The organism is Thalassotalea coralli, from assembly GCF_055786205.1.
The window spans coordinates 48,526-67,520 of sequence record NZ_JBVVBK010000005.1 but is presented as its reverse complement, the minus strand read 5'-3'; the positions used below and the strand labels follow the sequence as shown (position 1 = coordinate 67,520).

Here is an 18,995-nt window from a genome sequence, read left to right as displayed (position 1 = left end):
TTAAACGTTAATAGCATTCATCTTCAGTGTAATGACATTGTTAATGCAAAGCAAAGTTTACTTTGGTCTATGCTTATTACAAAGGTAAACTTTACTTCACAATAGGGAGAGGTTACTTATGTCTTGATTGAAGTTTTTCCATCACCTCTGAAAGTTCTATGTTTTTATCTCTCAGCAGTACTAAAGTGTGATAGAACAAATCTGCACACTCGCCGAGTAAGTCTTCTTTGGTTTCTGCGACAGCCGCTAAAGCCACCTCAACACCTTCTTCCCCAACTTTTTGTGCGATTTTTGTTGTGCCTTTAGCAAACAACTTTGCCGTGTAACTTTCTGGTGGAGCGCTTTCATGACGTTCAGCGATAACTTGCTCGAGCTGGCTCAAAAAGTTTTGTGTCGTTAGCTTCTGTTCTGGAAAGCAAGATTCCGTACCCAAGTGGCATGTTGGACCATAAGGTAGGCAAGAAATCAACAGGCTATCTTTATCACAGTCTGCCAACACTTGACTAACCTGTAGAAAGTTTCCTGATGTTTCACCTTTACACCATAAGCCTTCTTTTGAACGACTAAAGAACGTGGCTTTGCCAGTTTCTAGCGTGTAGTTAAGTGCCTCTTGATTCATAAATCCTTGCATCAAAATAGCACCTGTTTTGTGGTGCTGGATTATGGCAGGGATCATATTGTCCATTTTATCCCATGCTAGAGTATTTAAGTTATCTTGATTTACTATCATGTTCTGATGACCACCTGCTGTTGCAATAATTCTTGTTTTAACTCATCCATATTGATGATGCCTTTGTGGAAGACGCTGGCTGCCAGAGCACCGTCAACATCTGCTTTTTTAAACACGTCAGTAAAGTGAACAATTTCACCTGCTCCGCCAGAGGCGATCAGTGGAATGTTACATGCTTCTCTTGCAAGTTTTAGTTGCTCTATGTCGTACCCGTTGCGCACACCATCTTGATTCATGCAGTTTAAGACAATTTCTCCGGCACCGCGTGCTTGAACTTCTTTAATCCAATCAAAGGTAGTCCAACTAGTCTTGGTCGTTTTACTTTCATCGCCTGTAAACTGATACACTTGATACTGGCCTGTTTCTTTGTTGCAAAAGCTATCGATACCTACAACAATGCATTGTTGACCAAATATATCGGCGAGCCTTGAAATAAGATCAGGATCAGCAAGAGCAGGGGAGTTTATGCTGATTTTATCTGCTCCCATCTTCAATATTTGCTGTGCGTCTTGCTCGGTTTTAATACCCCCAGCAACACAAAAAGGAATATCGATAACTTCTGCAATTCGACTTACCCAGCTTTTATCGACTACTCGGTCATCTGAACTAGCGGTAATATCGTAAAACACTAACTCGTCAGCACCAGCTTCTGCGTATTTTTCTGCCAAAGGGACAATATCACCAATAATTTCATGGTTGCGAAACTGAACGCCCTTTACCACTAGGCCATCACGAACATCAAGACAGGGAATTATGCGTTTGGCCAACATGCGATTGCCTCCTCAAGGGTAAACTTACCTTCCAGTAATGAGCGACCGAGAATAACGCCAGCAACACCCGTCGGGATCAGCGCTTTAATGTCGTCTAATGAGCCTATACCACCTGAAGCTTGCCAGTGAATATCTGGGTACGCTTGGCAAAGCTCTTGGTAAAGACTAACGTTGGTTCCTGTTAATGTGCCGTCTTTACTGATGTCAGTGCACAGTACGTGCTTTATGCCAACATTTTGGTAGGCCGCTAACAATTCTTCAAGAACAACACCGCTTTCTTTAATCCAACCGTGAGTTGGTAAGGTTTTTTTACCGTCTGCATCTATTTTTATATCGAGTGCTAACACTATTTTGTCACTGCCATATTTTTCAACCCAACTTGCCACAAGCGCAGGCTCTTTGATGGCGAGGCTACCAATAACAACACGGTTTGCACCAAGCTCTAGTAGCTCGATAACGTCTTGTTCACTTCGCACACCACCACCTACTTGTGTGATCATCTCTGGGTGATTTACTACAGTTTTTAATGTGGCAAGCTGACGCTTAGTGCTATCTTTTGCACCGTCTAAGTCAACAAAGTGCATCACGGTTGCGCCAGCTTCAAAATAAGCTTGTTGGCGCTCTTGCACTGTGTAGTTGTAATTTGTTTTTTGTTGGTAGTCGCCTTGATATAAGCGAACTACTTCGCCATTTATCAAGTCTATTGCCGGTATCATCATTTTGTTAAATCTCTTTTATCCGTTACTTACTGGCCAGATTACATCGCTAGAAAATTTTCAATAATTTTGCTTCCCAGCTTACTTGAGCGCTCAGGGTGAAACTGACAGCCTATGAAATTATCTTTAGCAATTGCCGCTGAAAACGGCTGCCCATATTCACATGTTGCGACGGTATATTCTGAAACTGGCGCGGCAAAACTATGAACGAAATACACGTACTCACCGTTGTCAATTCCAGCGAAAACCGGATGGTCAGTTATATTCGCTAAGGTGTTCCAGCCCATATGTGGTAAGCGTAATCCTTCAGCTTGTAAGGGCCTTACTTCAGTTGGTATTAAATCTAAGCATTGAACTGTGTCCTCTTTTGCGCCTTCAACAGAGGAAGTTGTCATTAACTGCATACCTAAACAAAAACCTAGTGTTGGTTGCGTGAGTCCTTGCAGTGTTTCAACTAGGTTTTTAGCGACAATGTTTTCCATTGCGTGTCGTGCGCTGCCTACACCAGGTAATATGACTTTGTCAGCACGTTTAATCTGGTCTAGGTCATCTGTAATCGTTGCCTGATAGCCTAGTTTCGCCACAGCAAAAGCAACTGATGATAGGTTGGCACAGCCAGTATCAACAATAACAATTTGTTGGTTTTTCTTTGTCATTACAAGGTGCCTTTCGAGCTTGGTAAAACATCGCCTTTTACTTCAATCGCTTGTCGTAAAGCGCGGCCAAATACTTTGAATAAACTTTCCACTTGGTGGTGGCAGTTACCTTCGGTAGTACTTAGGTGTAGAGTAATCGCCATTGAATCAGCTAAAGAACGGAAAAAGTGCGACACCATTTGTGTCGACATTTTACCAACGTGTGAATCAGTAAACTTAGCATCGAACTCCAACCACGGGCGACCAGATAAGTCGATAGCACATTCTGCACGGCACTCGTCCATAGGCAATACAAAGCCAAAACGGCCAATACCACGTTTATCGCCCAAGGCTTCTTTAAGTGTTTGGCCTAGCGCTAAGGCGGTGTCTTCAACACTGTGGTGATCATCAATGTGGTAATCGCCATCAACAGATACTTGCATTGAAAAACCACCGTGGGTCGCAATTTGCTCTAACATGTGGTCAAAAAAGCCTAAGCCAGTTTTTATGCTTACATCGCCGACTTTATCTAAGTTAACCGAGACATTAATATCTGTTTCTTTGGTGGTACGAGTAATACTTGCGGTTCTAGGGCTGTTAAGTAGTGCTTCTTGAATATCATTCCATGTCAGTGATTCGCGATTGTATTTAAAGCCACGAATGCCCATATTGGCAGCTAACTGCATGTCAGTTTCTCTGTCACCAATAACAAAAGAGTTAGTAAAATTAACTTTACCTTGCTGCAAGTAGTCGCTGACTAAACCAAGTTTTGGCTTGCGACAAGAGCAGTTGTCTTCTTCGAAGTGAGGACACAATAATACTTCATCAAAAGTAATACCTTGAGATGTAAATAAATCCATCATTTTGTCATGCGGTAAATCAAAATCTGCCTGTGGATAGCTATCGGAACCAAGTCCATCTTGGTTTGACACCATCACTAGTCGGTAGCCCTTCTTTTGTAAAGCGAGCAATACTGGAATAACGTCAGGCTCGAATACTAACTTTTCTAACGTATCAACTTGTTTATCTGTAATTGGCTCTTCAATTAAAGTGCCGTCTCTATCAATAAATAAAATGTTTTGCTGTGACATGGTCTTACTCTTGTACTACTAACGTGGCGCGATCCGCCATGTAATTTTCTATTGTTTGCTTTAAGGCAGAAAGTTCTCTTTCACTACCAATACTAACCCGTAAACAGTTTTCTAATTGAGGCTGCTTTGATTGATCTCTTATTAGGATCCCTTGCTGCTCCAACTCGATAAAAATTTCGTCTTTTAGTTGATTGGTTGCACATTGGAACAGAACAAAATTAGCATTTGATTCAAATACTTTAGTACACCAACTCTGTTCTCTTAACCAATTTGACAGTAATTCTCGTTGCACATTGACTTCTTGAACACGAATATTTACTTGCGCTAAACCTTTTAAAGACAATACTTCGCTGGCAATTTCGGCAACCGGAGCCGGAATAGGGTAAGGGGCTATTACTTTACTCATCATCTCGATGATACTTTTACTGGCTAAAGTAAAACCACAGCGAATACCCGCTAATGCAAAGGCTTTTGACAAAGTTCGCAACACAACTAGATTTTCGTATGTGTCCAACCAGTTAGCTACGGTCTGCTCTGGTGCGAAGTCTATGTAGGCTTCATCAACAACAACTAGCGCAGAGTCGGCAAACATCTCAATGGTTTGCTTAATGTCTTCTGCATTAAGTAAATTACCTGTTGGGTTACCAGGCGAGCAAAGAAATACCACATTGACTTTACCCACTTGCTGTTTTAACCCTGCCAAATCTAGTTGATTGTTAACCAAAGGTACTTTATTTATGCCTGCACCGTGGTTTTCCGCGCTGATTGCGTACATACCATAGGTTGGTGGGCAAATTAGGATGTTGTCTTTATAAGCCGTACAAAATGTACGAATTAATAATTCAATGCCTTCGTCAGCGCCACGCGTTGCTAAAATGTTTTCAATCGGTAAGCCTGAGTAAGCTGAGTATGCATCCATTAAATTCGTTGGCTGAAAATCAGGGTAGCGGTTAACACAGTCACTGTTAACTTGGTAAATACCAGGTCCAGAAGCTTCATTAGCATTAAGCCAAATTTTAGAATTAAACTCTCCGTTACCCGCATATAAGCGGCGTGCAGACTGATAAGGCACCATATCCAATAACTCTTTGCGAGCGAGTTTATTTATTAAGCTCATCCTGCTTCCTCCAATCGAATAGTCACCGCTCGTTTGTGGCCATCTAAACCTTCAGCGTCCGTTAGTTCGCAAATACAGTCGGCAATATTCGCCAGCCCTTGGCGACTAATACTTTGTACAGTATAGCGACGTGAAAAGTCCGCTAACGATAAGCTAGAAACTACTTTAGAATAGCCATAAGTCGGTAAAACGTGGTTAGTGCCACTAGCGTAATCACCGGCAGATTCTGGCGTGAAAGCACCTACAAAAATAGAACCCGCGTTTCTTAAATTTGCTAATAATGATTGTGCATTATCGGTCTGAACAATTAAGTGTTCAGGACCATAAGCGTTAGATACCTCACACGCTTGTGCGAGATCTTGTGTGAGTATCAATCTGCTTTGGCTGAGTGCCTGTAAAGCGATGTCTTTGCGAGACAGAACTGCGACTTGTTCAGCTAATGCTGTGTTAACTCTATCAATTAGGTCTTCGCTATCAGACAGTAAAATGACTTGGCTATCAGGGCCGTGCTCCGCTTGCGAAAGTAAGTCTGCTGCGACAAATGCTGGATTTGCTTGCGCATCCGCTATCACTAGCACTTCTGAAGGGCCTGCTGGCATATCGATAGCAAAGCCTGCCACCTGTTGTGCTAATTGCTTTTTCGCTTCAGTGACAAACTTATTGCCTGGACCAAATATTTTATTTACTGGCTCAATAGATTCAGTACCAAAAGCCAGTGCAGCACACGCTTGCGCGCCGCCAATGGCATAAATTTCTTTTATGCCACAAAGTTTAGCTGCTGCAAGAACTTCTGGCGCTACGTTGCCATTAGCATCCGGTGGGCTAACTAATACTTTACGTTGGCACTCTGCTAGCTCTGCGGGAACACCTAACATTAATACGGTAGAAGGTAGTGGTGCACTGCCAGCAGGAATGTATAAACCGACACTTTCAATCGCTTCGGTCTTTAATGTACACACCACGCCTGGCGCCGTTTCTACTTCGATATCTTTTGGTTTTTGAGCGGCGTGAAAACGCTTTATTTGCCCATAAGCTTTTTCAATAGCCGCTAATCTTGACTCAGATAAGCAAGCTATCGCTTGTTCTACTTGTTCTTCTGACACTCTCAACGATGAAAGAGCTACGCCGTCAAATCGCTGCGTGAAGTCATATAGCGCTTTGTCACCTTTACGTCTTACTTCATTTAGAATGTTGGCAACTTGCGTCGATAACAAATCACTTTCGGCCATTGCTGGACGCGAAAGGGCATTTTGACGCTCTTGTCGGTTTAACAGTTGCCAATTGATTTTACTGATTGTCATTTTTACCCCATCATCTTTTCAATTGGCATAACCAAGATAGAGTTACAGCCTAACGCATTAAGTTGTTCCATGGTTTCCCAGAAAAAGGTTTCTGTAGCGACAACGTGTACTGCAACCAAATCGTCACGCTCTGCCAGTGGTAAAATAGTAGGCGTCTCCTTGCCAGGCATAAGCGCGCTGACTTCAGCGATTTTATCTTTGGGAGCGTGTAGCATAATGTACTTGCTCTCTTTCGCTTTCATTACACCTTGAATACGCGGAAGTAAGGTATCCAAAATCTCTTGTTTTTCTTGTGCTAGTGGCGTTGCGGTTTGAATAAGAGACGCTTTTGAGCGAAATATTTCTTCAACTTCCACCAAACCGTTCGCTTCAAGGGTTGCACCTGTTGACACTAAATCACAAATCCCGTCTGCTAAACCGACGCGTGGCGCAACTTCAACGGAACCTTTCAATAGACAAAAATCAATGTTGATTCCGTTTGCTTCAGCATAGCGTTTCAGTAACTGTGGGTACGTAGTGGCAAATCTTAAACCGTCTAGGCTTTTGATACCTGTGTATTCAAATTCTTCGGGCATGGCAATTGATAAACGACAGCCACCAAAATTCAACGCCGTTGTTTTAATGTACTCTGAATTATTACCTAATAATTGGCGTTCTAAGGCCGTCTCTTCCAACGTATTGTCGCCGACAATGCCTAAATCGCAGACTCCATCCATAACAAGGCCTGGAATGTCTGAACTTCTTACTCGCATAATGTCGATGGGCATATTAGCGACATGAGCCAGTAACCTGCGATCAGCAACGTTTATTTTAAGGCCACAACGTTTTAAAAGTGCTTGAGTATCCTCACTCAAACGTCCTGATTTTTGCATGGCGATGCGAAGTCTAGTTTCTGTTGTCATGTCAATATTCCTAAAGTTTTAAAATCCAGTTAATAATGCAGTGTTTAGCTGTTGTTTAGTCCTGTATATACAATTCATAGCCCGTAAAAACGACAAAACCCCCGAGAGAGTTGGACTCTTTCGGGGGTTTTGCTAAACAACTTTTGCTACTGCCACTGAAAGGTCCATAAACCCCTCAGCGAACAAACCTGAGCGGCTAATTCGTATGATGGTGATGATGAATTACAGTCAGGTTTGTAGTCATAATATCTATTAAATCTCATTTTAGTGCTTGAACTATTCAAGCAAAAATTAGTTAGTTGAATTAATTTCTCTCATTTAAAATTGATTAGAGCAATTCAACTAATTGTATACACTTGCGCTAACCATACTGCTAATTTTGTCAATGAGCAAGCACTTGTTGCCATTTATTTATGCAATATCGATCTAAAATATTAACTTTTACGTTATTTTGCCGATAATATGGCTAATAAGTAATTAGCAAAACTATCGCTAGCCCTTTGAACTAGGATATCGAGATGGACATTTTTACCACGGCATTAACTAAAGTAAGAACTGTACCTATTAAGCCTGAAAAGCTGAGGGTAAAATCGTTACACAAGGAAACTGCTGCGAAATCTGTGTCAGAAGATCTCGACCACCTTGAAGAGCATAATTTGTACTTTGTTAAAGAGAAAAACGCTGATAGTGAGCACGGAGGAAGTTCTGATAATGAACCACATGATAGTCGCTCATCGTATCAGACTAAAGAAGAGCAATTGACACATCCTCAGGTAGAAGCTGACGAGGAGAACCTTCTTCTGCACAGAGAAGATATTACGCGCCCTAAGAAAGAACAAAATAAGCCTGATGAAGACACGCCTCATTTAGATATTTATATTTAAATCTACTTGTGTGTTAAATGAATTCGCGGAAAAGCGCTGACAGTTATTTTCCATGAAGATATACTAGCGCCACTTTTCCTAATAAAATTATCCATGTCAAACTCAGTAGAACACGCATTTTCTGAAAGCGGAATTTTAGCGAGTACTGTAGAACATTACTCACCCCGTCAACCTCAAATAGACATGGCGCTAGCTGTAGATAAAGCCATTTCAAATCAAGGAAGCTTAGTTGTGGAAGCGGGTACGGGCACAGGAAAAACGTTCGCCTATCTAATTCCTGCTTTGTTGTCAGAGAAAAAAGTCATTGTCTCTACTGGGACTAAGAATCTGCAAGAGCAACTTTTTCATAAAGATATGCCGTTGCTCAAGCAAAATATCGCCTCAGGTGCAAAAATCGTGTTGCTTAAAGGTCGAGCTAATTATTTGTGTTTATATCGTTTAGCACTTTATCAACAAGAAAGAGGCCAGCTTGACGCCCAAATGCTTGCAGACTTTGTTAAAATCCAGTCTTGGTCGACGCAAACTAAAACTGGCGATATTGGTGAATTAACTGATGTTGCTGACGATTCGGGAATTTATCCTTATGTGACCAGCACTGTCGATAACTGCTTAGCCAAAGACTGCCCTAACATTGACGATTGTTATTTAGTTAACGCCCGAAAAAAGGCCATTGAAGCAGATGTCGTTGTGGTAAATCACCATTTGTTTTTTGCCGATATGGCGTTGAAAGACACTGGCTTTGGCGAGTTAATTCCGCAAGCTGATGTCGTTATATTTGACGAAGCACACCAAATTCCAGATGTTGCCAGTGAATATTTTGGCGATGCTTTTTCTACGCGCCAAGTCACAGAATTGACAAGCGATGTTCTGCAGTTATATCGAACCAGTCTGCAAGATGTAAAACAATTGGGCAAAGCTTGTGAAAAAGTCCAAAAAACTGCACAAGAATTTAGACTGGCGTTCAACCATGATCCAGAGCGTGGTAATTGGCGAGAGAAATTACAATTAATACGGTTTAAAAAAGTCTTTGAACAGTTAAAAACAGATCTAGATTTTTTATATCAAGTCATAAAATTGTGTCTTTCAAGAAGCGAAGCGATAGATAATTGCTTTGATAGGTTGGTTAACATACTGGCAAAATATGACATGATGGCAAATACCGAGTCATTTGGAATGAGCTTTTGGTATGAAACCACTCGCCAGCACGTGGTATTGCACTTAACGCCGCTTAGCGTAGCAGATAAATTTCAGCAACACATGAGCAGTCGCGATGCAGGATGGATATTTACCTCCGCTACTTTAGCTGTTGATGGTGGGTTTAATCACTTTACCCAATTGTTAGGGTTAAAAAACGCTGACTCGCTTATGTTGGATAGTCCTTTCGATTACCTTAATCAATCACAACTTGTTATTCCTCGTTATTTACCGCAAGCAAACAGTCCTGAACGAGCTGCTGCTATCGCTAATTTAGCTGTCCCGCTGATTCAAGCGAGTGGGGGAGCGTGCTTTTTACTGTTTACTAGTTACAGAATGCTCAATCAAGTTGCCGATATTTTGGCAGAAGAGTTAGATAATCCTTTATTGGTGCAAGGACGAATGGCTAAGCGAACGATGTTAGATGATTTCGTCCAACAAAAAGACGCTGTGCTTTTAGCAACTGCTAGTTTTTGGGAAGGCGTTGATGTTAGAGGTAAGAAACTAACTTGTGTCATCATCGACAAATTACCATTTGCTTCACCAGACGAACCTTTATTACAAGCAAGGTGCGAAGATGTAAAGCGTCAAGGGCAAGATCCTTTTAGTCAAATTCAGCTCCCAGATGCCGTTATTACCTTAAAGCAAGGGGTAGGACGACTGATTCGTGATGTAACCGATCAGGGAGTCATGGTAATATGCGACGATAGATTGGTGAACCGTCCATACGGCGAAGTTTTTTTAAAAAGCTTACCTGATATGAGGCGCACCAGAGACATTGCCAAAGCGCAACAATTTTTAACCGATTTACATAGTCATGAGACGAGCTCTCATCAGGAAACTTAACAAATATGGCAAACTATTTAGCGATAGATGCTTCAACAGAAGCATGCTCTGCTGCTTTATTGTGGCAAGGTAATACTTTTCAAGACTTTGATGTGTGTCCTCAATCTCATAGTACCTTGCTTTTACCTATGGTAGATAAACTACTAAAGGAAGCAGGTTGTAAATTAAACCAATTAGATGGCCTTGTTTTTGGTAGAGGTCCGGGTAGCTTTACCGGCGTACGCATAGGAATTGGTGTGGCTCAGGGGCTTGGGTACTCTGCTAATCTACCATTAGTAGGTGTATCTACATTGCAAGCATTGGCACAACAAGCATATAGAAAACAACAACAAACAAATGCAATTGCTTGTATTGACGCTCGCATGTCTGAAATTTACCAAGGGCAATATCAGCTTGATGCACAAAACATTATGCAATTGGTTGGTGAAGAGCGCGTAATTCCACCTCAAAATTTAGCTGAATATGTTTCTGAAGCTTCATTCGGTGTTGGTACAGGATGGCACGCATATAATGATGAATTGCTTGCATTGAGAACTAATCAGGCAGAGGTAACCATCGAATTGCCCGATGCTGTTGATATGTTAACTATTGCCATGCCACTATTCGAGGCAGGTGAAACGGTTACCGCTGAAAATGCTCAACCCACCTATGTTCGCGATACAGTTTCGTGGAAGAAGCTGCCTGGCAGAGAATAATTCTTGGAGAAATTGCTGTTTTTTTGTTATGGTTAAGGTATGCAAGTAAATAGTTCCACGGCGTATACGCCACAATCTAGCCCGTCGCTCTCTGTTGATACGCAGTTGCGTACTAATCAACAGGGCGAACAGTTGATCGTTCGTGAAAGGTCAGAAGCAAGGGAACAGCAAAATACGCAATCTCAAAATATTGAGCAGCAAAGGCAAGAACGTTTTGACGTTAACGAACAAGCTATCGCTGAATTTGAGCAGCAGAGTCAGGCACAAGAAAGTCAAACGCAACAAAATAGCTTGCAAGCTCAACCTGAGAATAACTCGCAATCATCTAGCCAGCAAAGTGCAGAATACGACCAACCCAGTGCGAGAAATCAAACAGCGATTTCCGCCTATCAAAATGTAGATTATATTCCTCAACGGGAAGCCATTAAGCAATCATTCGGCGTTGACCTATACGCTTAATTATTCACTATTTGCTTTTTAAACAATGACGTTACCTGCAAGTAATTCCGTTTCATTTTTTTCCAGATATCAACTTTGGATAGTGTTGTTTCTATCTGTTGTATTAATGAATACTCCGTTTATATCTATCCCTTTTAATTGGCTAGAAACTTATTTTCATGAAATAAGCCACGGACTAGCAGCGTTGCTAACGGGTGGTAATGTTGTATCTATTGAATTATTTATCAATGGTGCAGGGCTTTGCACTGTGCACGGTGGAATGTCTGCGATTATCGCTTTTTCGGGGTACTTTGGCGCGACTTTATGGGGCACCGCCATTTATTGTGCGTGCATAAACGATAAAGCTGCAAGAATTGTATTAATAACTATCAGTACTTTATTGTTATCTAGTTTGGTCTTTTGGAGTAAAGATCTCTTAACCTTTGTTATTCTTTCGGTATTACTAGCGATATTTTTAGTGTTAATTTATTTTAAAAATAATCAGTTGGATCAGTGGATTGTTAAAGTAATTGGTGCCACTGTATTGCTAAATAGTTTATTAAGTCCATTAGCCTTATTGGATAGGCAGGCTATCGGTGATGGCGCGGCACTGGCACAGTTAACTTTTATTCCAGAAATAGTTTGGGTCATTATTTGGCTAGGCATTGCTTTATTTGCTTTACGATTTTTGACCCAATATGCTCAGCCTAGCTATAAAAATAAGATTTCTTAATCATAGGATGTTCAATGAAACAGTTATTTTCTAAGCCGCTCATTTCCGTATGCTCTTTATCTTTATTACTTATTGGCTGTACTTCTTTACCTGAAAAGCTGCGTGTAGAAGATAACGTTAATTTAGCAGAATACCGCCCGTTAACAGAACAAACAGCTGTTCAACAAGGCCGCAAGGCTAGGTGGGCTGGCGTAATTGCAAGCGTTAAGAATCTATCGGAAAACACTAAAATTGAAGTGGTTTATTTTGATGCAAAGTCAACAGGGCGACCAAATGTATCGGAAAACACTGCTGGACGCTTTATCATTTATTATCCGGGTTTTTTAGATCCTATGGTGTATAAAAAAGGTAAGAGCATTACCGTGTTAGGGGAAACAGGTAAAGCAGAAGCTGGAAAAATAGGTGAGCACCCTTATGTTTTTCCAACATTACAGGCAAGTTACGTCCATTTATGGAAAACAATTCATGAAGTGGATGTACGAATAGACGCTAACCCTTTCTGGCATCACCCATCTTATTTTTACAACGGATACCCGTATAGGTATCCTGTTTACCCAGTAAGAAGCACCACAAAAGTGAAAACGACATCATCGTCTACATCAGCGCCTAAATCGTCGCCAAAATCAGGTGTCATTAAATAGTGGCTGATTTGAAAGAGTTTTCAGCTGAAGTAGACGGTAGTCTTATTTCGGGTTTGACGGTAGGGGAGACAAATAACTCGCCAATACTGTTTTTACATGGTTGGCTAGATAACGCAGCTAGCTTTACTCCTTTGCTTCCTTTGTTACACGATAACTACTGTATTGCTGTCGATTGGCCAGGGCATGGCCATTCAGATCATCGTGGCGACGATGCACACTACCATTTTTTTGACTACGTATACGACTTACTTTCGTTGATTGAAACACAGCAATGGCAGTCTGTGACAATTGTTGCTCACTCGATGGGCGGCATGGTAGCGTCGGCATTTAGTGCTGCATTTCCTGAAAAAGTAAAACGCTTGGTATTAATAGATACATTGGGCTTTATTTGCCAAGAAGAAGAAAAAACGACCCAGCAGTTGCGAAAAGGCATGGAAACTCGTCGTATTCAACATGTTAAGCGTAAACCGATTCATGCTGATATCGACTCAGCTATTAGCGCCAGAATGCAAGTCTCTGATTTACAATACTCGGAAGCAAAACTTCTGTGCGAACGCGGATTAGAAGGGATAGAAGGTGGTTTTACTTGGCGAGCAGATAGCCGTTTGAGAAATGTTTCTCCTTATCGCCTAACGTTCGGTCAAGCAAAGCAGTTAATTTCCGACATTCGTGTTCCATGTTTGCACATTTATGGAGATAAAGGGGTAGATATGGTGAACGAAGGGCGAGCAGCGTTTGCACGTTTTTATCAAAATTTAACAGAGTACTCCTTATCTGGTGGTCATCATGTGCATATGGAGCAACCAGAGGAAACAGCAAAGCAAATTAGGTTGTTTATAAATACAGCAAACTGAATGTGAATATTCAATATTCACTAGATGGCTCAAGAAAGTTATAGACATTAGACCAGTATTAAAGTAAAACTTGCATCATTCAAACATGTGTTTAAAAGTTGTCATTGTTTAATATAACTTTAAACATAATAGTCATCTCGTGCAGTGAAGCTTTCATTTTAGAATAATAAATCTGACAAAATGTTAGGATTATCATAAAGCACGGCTAGAATAATTTATAAAAATGACTAGAGTTAAAGTTGCAAAAGACAGGGGAGAATAATAGTGCAAAAGATCTGGCTTGAAAAAAGTTACCCACCCGGTGTTCCTCACGAAATAGATCCGGACAAATATGCGTCATTGGTCGAAATGTTTAATAAATACGTTGGTATTTATGCTAATCGCACCGCGTTTATCAGCATGGGCGCAGAAATATCATTTGCGGAACTTGAACAACAAGCAAAAGCATTTGCAGCCTATTGTCAGCAAGAATTAGGATTAAAGAAAGGTGATAAGTTTGCCATCATGGTGCCTAATTGTTTGCAGTATCCTGTGGCGTTATTCGGCGCATTGTTGGCTGGTTTAACAGTCGTTAACGTAAACCCGCTTTACACTGCCAGAGAGCTTGAGCATCAATTAAATGACTCTGGCACTAAAGCAATGCTAATTATTGAAAACTTTGCCCATACGTTGGAAAAGGTTATCGATAACACGCCGGTAGAACACGTCGTGCTTACTTCTTTAGGTGACCGTCTAGGTTTAGTCAAAGGCGCTATTGTAAATAGCGTGGTTAAATACGTGAAGAAAATGGTACCGCCATTTTCACTTAAAAATGTCGTCCGCTTTAACAAAGTTATTTCAACTGGAAACAGCCTACCGTTTACACCAGTTTTGCTAAGCGGTGATGATTTAGCCTTTTTACAATACACCGGTGGAACAACTGGGGTCTCGAAAGGTGCAATGTTGACTCATCGCAACATGGTTGCCAATTTACAGCAAGCAAAAGCGGTGATAAAGCCACAGTTAGAAGAAGGCAAAGAGCTCGTTGTTACGGCGCTTCCGCTTTATCATATTTTTGCGTTAACAGCTAACTGCTTAACCTTTATTACCTTAGGTGGTACTAATTTACTCATCACTAACCCTAGAGATATGCCGGGCTTTGTTAAAGAGTTAAATAAATACCCATTTACTGCAATTACCGGTGTAAATACCTTGTTTAATGGGTTGTTAAACACGCCAGGTTTTGCCGATATTGACTTTAGTTACCTTAAAGTTGCTTTAGGTGGCGGTATGGCGGTTCAGCGCCCTGTAGCCGAAAAGTGGGAGTCTGTTACGAAAACACGTCTTCTAGAAGGTTATGGTTTAACTGAATGTGCCCCATTGGTAACGTTAAGTCCATATAATCAAGAGCAGTACAACGGCAGCATTGGTTTGCCTGCGCCGTCTACGGACATCAAGATAGTTAAAGACGATGGCAGTGAAGCTGGTGTTGATGAGGCTGGCGAATTATGGGTGAAAGGCCCACAAGTTATGGCTGGTTATTACAATCGTCAAGAAGCAACCGATGAAATATTAAAGGATGGCTGGTTAGCCACTGGTGATATCGCCACTATGGATGACACCGGTTACTTTAGAATTGTTGATCGCAAAAAAGATATGATCATTGTTTCTGGCTTTAACGTATTTCCAAATGAAATTGAAGAAGTGGCAGTGAGCCATGAAGGTATATTAGAAGCGGCAGCCATTGGTATTCCACATGAAATCAGTGGTGAAGAGGTTAAGTTATTTGTCGTATTGAAAGATCCAAACTTAACTAAAGAAGATATTATCACTCATTGTAAAAGTGGATTAACAAATTACAAAGTACCTAAACACATCGAAGTTCGAGAAGAATTACCAAAAACGAATGTTGGTAAGATACTAAGAAGAGAGCTTAGGTAAGCAGTAAGAAAGTCGAGTAGAATAAAAACGCCAGCAATAGCTGGCGTTTTTTATTGGTCAATTTAATTTTAGAGACTAACCTTGAGCTTTTATTACCTTGCCTGTAGTGCCGACGCTGTCGTCAGCCATCAAATAAACATATAGTGGCATTATCTGGTCAGGCGTGGCTATGGTATTTTGATCTTCTCCTGGGTAAGCTCTTGAACGCATTGGTGTTGCCGTTGCGCCAGGATTTATTGCATTAACGCGTAGCGACGATTCGTCATATTCATCGGCAATAACTTCCATTAAGCCTTCTGTTGCAAATTTCGATACGCTGTATGCACCCCAGAAAGCACGGCCTTTATTGCCAACACCAGAAGATGTGAATACCAAAGAAGCGTTGTCAGCTAACAGCATAATTGGAATCAGTGCTTGGGTAAGTAAATGTTGAGCGGTAACATTCACTTGTATCACATCGTTCCAAATTTGTTCATGAATATGAGTATAAGGTGTAAGTTCACCTAACATAGACGCGTTAAGTAAAGCGCCGTCTAATTTTCCAAACTGTTGGGCAATGGTTTGCGCCATATCTTGATAGTGTTTCGCGGTGGCGCCTTTAAGGTCCAGGGGCACAATCGCTGGCTCGGGATAATTCTCGGCAATAATTTCGTCATAAACAGCTTCTAGCTTATCAACGGTTTTCCCTAATAAAATTACCGTTGCACCTAGTGATGCGTAAGTTTTTGCTGCTTGCTTTCCAATTCCGCTACCAGCCCCCGTTACTAAGATTACTTTGTCGGCCAGTGCGTTTTCTTTTATTTGATACTCGAACATAAAGACTTTTTTATCAGTAAATTGCTACCGAGTATTTTACTTTGGCTACACTTTAAAAACGAGTAAAACTTGTTTAATCACTAGCCATTTAATCGTTTAATCTGCAAATAATGAAAAAAGCGCTAGCGAAAAGCTGATTCTTGAGTTAAGTTTAACTGGTCTAACTTGTTAAAAATCAAACTAAGATTTCAACAATTACACGTCAAAAATAACAAGAAAAAAGACTAGTCAATGGGGAGATATAATGAAAAAGCTAGTTCTTAGTATCGCAATTGCCACCACTTTAGGCTTGGCAGGGTGTGATAGTGAAACGATTAAAGACGTAAAAGAAAACGTCGAAGAAACAGGCCCAGTTATCGTCGAAGCGGCTCGCGTTAGGTTTGATCCTGCAGCGGGTATAGCCGGACTTTCAGTACCAAATGATCTAGTTTTCCAAGGAACAAAAGATGGCACGCTAGAAATCCCTGTTGTAGACCCAACAGATGGCTCAGATCCTTTTGTTGCAGCTAGTGCGTTAGATGGTTGGTCGGCTGTTCAACCGTTCGTGCTAAATATAGATTTTCCGGCAAACAGAAGTCTAGATGGCGACACAGTATTTAATCCTGGCTCTGTACGAGTATTTGAAGCTGTGATGGGCGGTGATGCTAGCGATAGTACCTGTGCAGCGCTGCCTTTAGGCTTAGCTTGTAAAGTGGTGGGTGAGTTAACATTCGGGCAAGACTTTATCACACAAAAATCAGGCAATAACATTGCTTTTGTGCCACTTAAGCCGCTTAAACCAAAAACAACTTACTTATTTGCTTTAACTAATGAGCTTAAAGATAACCTTGGTAATCCTCTTAAAGGTTCGACAACCTATGAACTAGTTCGCCAAGATATTTCAACTATGCCTTTAGGTGATGCATCTCAATTAGCACTTCAAGGCCTCATCAACAGCTTTGAAGGAGCCGTTGTTCAAGCTGGTGTAGAAAGTGATTCAATTATTTACACAATGGCGATGACAACTCAGTCAACTACAGACGTTCTTCACTCTACGAAAAGTCTGTTAGCGGCGACACTTCCGTTGGGTATGCCTTCAATTGGCGTGGCAGATACTGGAATTTCGGTAGCTGATGTTATTGCCGATCAAATTACACCAGACCTTGTACCATTATATTCTGCGGCAAACTATATGAAAGGCAGTATCAGCTTGCCTTACTACTTGGGTGTTCCTAGCGCGAGCAACTTGTTTGCCCCAGTAAACTCATGGTGGACAGGTTTATGTGATTCTGGTGCGATGTTAGCAGGCTTAGCTGCGACTAACCCAGGCGCTATACCTGAAGGGCCTATCAGTGAAACTGATGCGCAATGTATGGCAATTTCAGCAGCCAATAACTTGCCTGCACCAGGTTTACGTGATTTGGGTATTGATACTGAAAGAAACCTTACTAAGTACAACCCAGTGCCTAAAATGACGACTATGATGCCGTTAGAGGTTCAGATAACAACACCGGACTTAACTTGGGCAAATATGGTTCGTAAATCAATGAACCCAGATCTTCCACCGCTGACCGAGCCAGAAAACGGTTGGCCTGTTGTTGTACTTCAGCATGGTATCACCACACAAAAAGAGGTTATGCTTGGCCTAACTGGTATTTTATCGGTAAACGGCTTTGCTACTGCCGCTATTGATTACCCTCTGCATGGCTCTCGTGGTTTTGATTTAGACGGTGACGGCACCGATGATATTAATGCAACAACGGTTAACACACTTCACTATGTGAATTTAGGTTCAATGTTGACTATGCGTGATAACACGCGTCAAAGTGCCGCCGACATTGTTGGTTTGCGCTTGGGCTTGAATAATGTGATGGGTACGGACATTGAAGGTAGTCAAATTAACCTAGATGGCTCTAATGTTCAGTTTATAGGTCACTCTTTAGGTGCGATTTACGGTATGAATGCTGTGTCGTTGGCAAATACACCGCTAGCGCCAGCAGTTGACCCATTATTTAAGTTCAACACTAGTGTTTTAGCTATGCCAGGCTTAATGTTAGCTAACTTTGGTATGGAGTCGCCTGCTTTTGAAGTATTGGCGAAATCAAACTTAACTTATTCAGCTTCTGAGGACTTTAAAAACCTAGTAGATACTATGTATCCTGATGGTTATACCCAAGATGAACTATCAGCTGTTTACGAGCAGTTTTATGATTCACTTAGCCCTGAGCAACAAGCCGAATTAGATGGTGTATTTGCCGAATTTACTTTGATTGCGCAAACGGTAACAGACTCTGGTGACCCTGTGAGTTTTGTTGGAGAGTATGCTGCAACTAATACGCCGACTTTATTAATTGAAGTTGTAGGTAATGGCGTTGATAACTTACCAGATCAAGTAGTTACTAATACCGCTCCGTTCACACCGTTAGGTGGCACAGAGCCAGCAATTGCATTACTAGGTTTACCTTCGGTTAGCGAAACAACGCAAGGTTCGTCTGGTGCCGTTCGTTATGTGAATGGTCACCATGGTTCAATTTTAGATCCTCGCGCTAACGGTGCTTCGCCTGACCCTGAATTGAGTGCAAGAGCAACGTTAGAAATGCAAACGCAAATTGCTACTTTTATTGCGACGCAAGGTCAAGTTATCGTAGTTAATGACCCTGACGTTATTAAATAAAGAACGCTAGTTCAAATAGATAAAAACCCTCAATATTTAATTGAGGGTTTTTTTTTGAT

Annotated in this window: 18 protein-coding genes and 1 other annotated feature; of the genes, 9 read left to right on the top strand and 9 right to left on the bottom strand. The window is 41.3% G+C overall.

The window, feature by feature from the left end; genetic code table 11:
* Nucleotides 1-112 precede the first annotated feature (112 nt).
* Genes hisIE through hisG form a run of 8 tightly spaced genes read right to left on the bottom strand, consistent with a single transcriptional unit; the run spans nucleotide 113 to nucleotide 7,262 of the window.
* Entirely contained in the window at nucleotides 113-730 is a 618-nt protein-coding gene (gene hisIE / locus ACOB80_RS13390) for a bifunctional phosphoribosyl-AMP cyclohydrolase/phosphoribosyl-ATP diphosphatase HisIE (RefSeq protein WP_473166352.1), read from the bottom strand.
* A complete protein-coding gene (gene hisF, locus ACOB80_RS13385; RefSeq protein WP_473166351.1) occupies nucleotides 727-1,500 on the bottom strand; it encodes an imidazole glycerol phosphate synthase subunit HisF in 774 nt (257 codons plus the stop codon). The genes hisIE and hisF overlap by 4 nt, the downstream gene beginning before the upstream one ends.
* Nucleotides 1,482-2,219, bottom strand: a complete 738-nt coding sequence (gene hisA, locus ACOB80_RS13380; RefSeq protein ID WP_473166350.1) for a 1-(5-phosphoribosyl)-5-[(5-phosphoribosylamino)methylideneamino]imidazole-4-carboxamide isomerase — start codon at nucleotides 2,217-2,219, stop codon at nucleotides 1,482-1,484. The genes hisF and hisA overlap by 19 nt, the downstream gene beginning before the upstream one ends.
* A 38-nt stretch (nucleotides 2,220-2,257) precedes the next feature.
* On the bottom strand, nucleotides 2,258-2,872 hold the full coding sequence (gene hisH, locus ACOB80_RS13375; RefSeq protein WP_473166349.1) for an imidazole glycerol phosphate synthase subunit HisH: 615 nt from the start codon (nucleotides 2,870-2,872) through the stop codon (nucleotides 2,258-2,260).
* On the bottom strand, nucleotides 2,872-3,942 hold the full coding sequence (gene hisB, locus ACOB80_RS13370) for a bifunctional histidinol-phosphatase/imidazoleglycerol-phosphate dehydratase HisB (protein WP_473166348.1): 1,071 nt from the start codon (nucleotides 3,940-3,942) through the stop codon (nucleotides 2,872-2,874). Before hisB ends, hisH begins: the two co-directional genes overlap by 1 nt.
* Nucleotides 3,943-3,946: 4 nt before the next feature.
* The gene (gene hisC / locus ACOB80_RS13365) at nucleotides 3,947-5,059 is read right to left on the bottom strand and encodes a histidinol-phosphate transaminase (RefSeq protein ID WP_473166347.1); all 1,113 of its coding nucleotides are present in this window, start codon (nucleotides 5,057-5,059) and stop codon (nucleotides 3,947-3,949) included.
* Nucleotides 5,056-6,360, bottom strand: coding sequence for a histidinol dehydrogenase (gene hisD, locus ACOB80_RS13360; protein WP_473166346.1), 1,305 nt, complete (start codon nucleotides 6,358-6,360; stop codon nucleotides 5,056-5,058). Before hisD ends, hisC begins: the two co-directional genes overlap by 4 nt.
* 2 nt (nucleotides 6,361-6,362) lie before the next feature.
* Entirely contained in the window at nucleotides 6,363-7,262 is a 900-nt protein-coding gene (gene hisG / locus ACOB80_RS13355; RefSeq protein ID WP_473166345.1) for an ATP phosphoribosyltransferase, read from the bottom strand.
* An 89-nt stretch (nucleotides 7,263-7,351) separates the two neighbouring features.
* Nucleotides 7,352-7,483: a sequence feature (His leader region), on the bottom strand.
* A gap of 297 nt (nucleotides 7,484-7,780) precedes the next feature.
* Here hisG and ACOB80_RS13350 point away from each other — a divergent pair.
* From ACOB80_RS13350 to fadD, 8 genes are all read left to right on the top strand, one after another.
* Nucleotides 7,781-8,146, top strand: a complete 366-nt coding sequence (locus ACOB80_RS13350; RefSeq protein ID WP_473166344.1) for a hypothetical protein — start codon at nucleotides 7,781-7,783, stop codon at nucleotides 8,144-8,146.
* Nucleotides 8,147-8,239: 93 nt separating this feature from the next.
* Complete coding sequence (gene yoaA / locus ACOB80_RS13345; protein ID WP_473166343.1) at nucleotides 8,240-10,186, top strand: DNA repair helicase YoaA; 1,947 nt, start codon at nucleotides 8,240-8,242, stop codon at nucleotides 10,184-10,186.
* 5 nt (nucleotides 10,187-10,191) lie between these two features.
* Nucleotides 10,192-10,881: a tRNA (adenosine(37)-N6)-threonylcarbamoyltransferase complex dimerization subunit type 1 TsaB gene (tsaB, locus tag ACOB80_RS13340; RefSeq protein ID WP_473166342.1), complete on the top strand. Its 690-nt coding sequence runs from the start codon at nucleotides 10,192-10,194 to the stop codon at nucleotides 10,879-10,881.
* A gap of 39 nt (nucleotides 10,882-10,920) precedes the next feature.
* On the top strand, nucleotides 10,921-11,340 hold the full coding sequence (locus tag ACOB80_RS13335; RefSeq protein WP_473166341.1) for a hypothetical protein: 420 nt from the start codon (nucleotides 10,921-10,923) through the stop codon (nucleotides 11,338-11,340).
* Between the two features lie 106 nt (nucleotides 11,341-11,446).
* Nucleotides 11,447-12,052: a M50 family metallopeptidase gene (locus ACOB80_RS13330; protein WP_473166340.1), complete on the top strand. Its 606-nt coding sequence runs from the start codon at nucleotides 11,447-11,449 to the stop codon at nucleotides 12,050-12,052.
* A gap of 14 nt (nucleotides 12,053-12,066) precedes the next feature.
* The gene (locus ACOB80_RS13325; RefSeq protein WP_473166339.1) at nucleotides 12,067-12,693 is read left to right on the top strand and encodes a Slp family lipoprotein; all 627 of its coding nucleotides are present in this window, start codon (nucleotides 12,067-12,069) and stop codon (nucleotides 12,691-12,693) included.
* Nucleotides 12,693-13,547, top strand: a complete 855-nt coding sequence (locus ACOB80_RS13320) for an alpha/beta fold hydrolase (protein WP_473166338.1) — start codon at nucleotides 12,693-12,695, stop codon at nucleotides 13,545-13,547. The genes ACOB80_RS13325 and ACOB80_RS13320 overlap by 1 nt, the downstream gene beginning before the upstream one ends.
* 264 nt (nucleotides 13,548-13,811) lie before the next feature.
* The gene (gene fadD, locus ACOB80_RS13315; protein WP_473166337.1) at nucleotides 13,812-15,467 is read left to right on the top strand and encodes a long-chain-fatty-acid--CoA ligase FadD; all 1,656 of its coding nucleotides are present in this window, start codon (nucleotides 13,812-13,814) and stop codon (nucleotides 15,465-15,467) included.
* 75 nt (nucleotides 15,468-15,542) lie between these two features.
* Here fadD and ACOB80_RS13310 read toward each other — a convergent pair whose 3' ends face one another.
* Nucleotides 15,543-16,283, bottom strand: a complete 741-nt coding sequence (locus ACOB80_RS13310) for a YciK family oxidoreductase (RefSeq protein WP_473166336.1) — start codon at nucleotides 16,281-16,283, stop codon at nucleotides 15,543-15,545.
* Nucleotides 16,284-16,527: 244 nt separating this feature from the next.
* Here ACOB80_RS13310 and ACOB80_RS13305 point away from each other — a divergent pair, with 244 nt between their 5' ends.
* Nucleotides 16,528-18,936, top strand: coding sequence for a VolA/Pla-1 family phospholipase (locus ACOB80_RS13305; RefSeq protein ID WP_473166335.1), 2,409 nt, complete (start codon nucleotides 16,528-16,530; stop codon nucleotides 18,934-18,936).
* Nucleotides 18,937-18,995 lie beyond the last annotated feature (59 nt).

What these genes read in the sequence shown, in the direction of transcription:
- yoaA (WP_473166343.1), top strand. Translation starts at nt 8,240, where the DNA reads ATGTCAAACTCAGTAGAACACGCATTTTCTGAAAGCGGAATTTTAGCG.
- ACOB80_RS13325 (WP_473166339.1), top strand. Translation starts at nt 12,067, where the DNA reads ATGAAACAGTTATTTTCTAAGCCGCTCATTTCCGTATGCTCTTTATCT.
- ACOB80_RS13350 (WP_473166344.1), top strand. Translation starts at nt 7,781, where the DNA reads ATGGACATTTTTACCACGGCATTAACTAAAGTAAGAACTGTACCTATT.
- ACOB80_RS13310 (WP_473166336.1), bottom strand. Translation starts at nt 16,283, where the DNA reads ATGTTCGAGTATCAAATAAAAGAAAACGCACTGGCCGACAAAGTAATC.
- hisH (WP_473166349.1), bottom strand. Translation starts at nt 2,872, where the DNA reads ATGACAAAGAAAAACCAACAAATTGTTATTGTTGATACTGGCTGTGCC.
- hisC (WP_473166347.1), bottom strand. Translation starts at nt 5,059, where the DNA reads ATGAGCTTAATAAATAAACTCGCTCGCAAAGAGTTATTGGATATGGTG.
- hisD (WP_473166346.1), bottom strand. Translation starts at nt 6,360, where the DNA reads ATGACAATCAGTAAAATCAATTGGCAACTGTTAAACCGACAAGAGCGT.
- hisA (WP_473166350.1), bottom strand. Translation starts at nt 2,219, where the DNA reads ATGATGATACCGGCAATAGACTTGATAAATGGCGAAGTAGTTCGCTTA.
- hisIE (WP_473166352.1), bottom strand. Translation starts at nt 730, where the DNA reads ATGATAGTAAATCAAGATAACTTAAATACTCTAGCATGGGATAAAATG.
- hisG (WP_473166345.1), bottom strand. Translation starts at nt 7,262, where the DNA reads ATGACAACAGAAACTAGACTTCGCATCGCCATGCAAAAATCAGGACGT.
- ACOB80_RS13330 (WP_473166340.1), top strand. Translation starts at nt 11,447, where the DNA reads ATGAATACTCCGTTTATATCTATCCCTTTTAATTGGCTAGAAACTTAT.
- ACOB80_RS13305 (WP_473166335.1), top strand. Translation starts at nt 16,528, where the DNA reads ATGAAAAAGCTAGTTCTTAGTATCGCAATTGCCACCACTTTAGGCTTG.
- hisF (WP_473166351.1), bottom strand. Translation starts at nt 1,500, where the DNA reads ATGTTGGCCAAACGCATAATTCCCTGTCTTGATGTTCGTGATGGCCTA.
- ACOB80_RS13335 (WP_473166341.1), top strand. Translation starts at nt 10,921, where the DNA reads ATGCAAGTAAATAGTTCCACGGCGTATACGCCACAATCTAGCCCGTCG.
- tsaB (WP_473166342.1), top strand. Translation starts at nt 10,192, where the DNA reads ATGGCAAACTATTTAGCGATAGATGCTTCAACAGAAGCATGCTCTGCT.
- hisB (WP_473166348.1), bottom strand. Translation starts at nt 3,942, where the DNA reads ATGTCACAGCAAAACATTTTATTTATTGATAGAGACGGCACTTTAATT.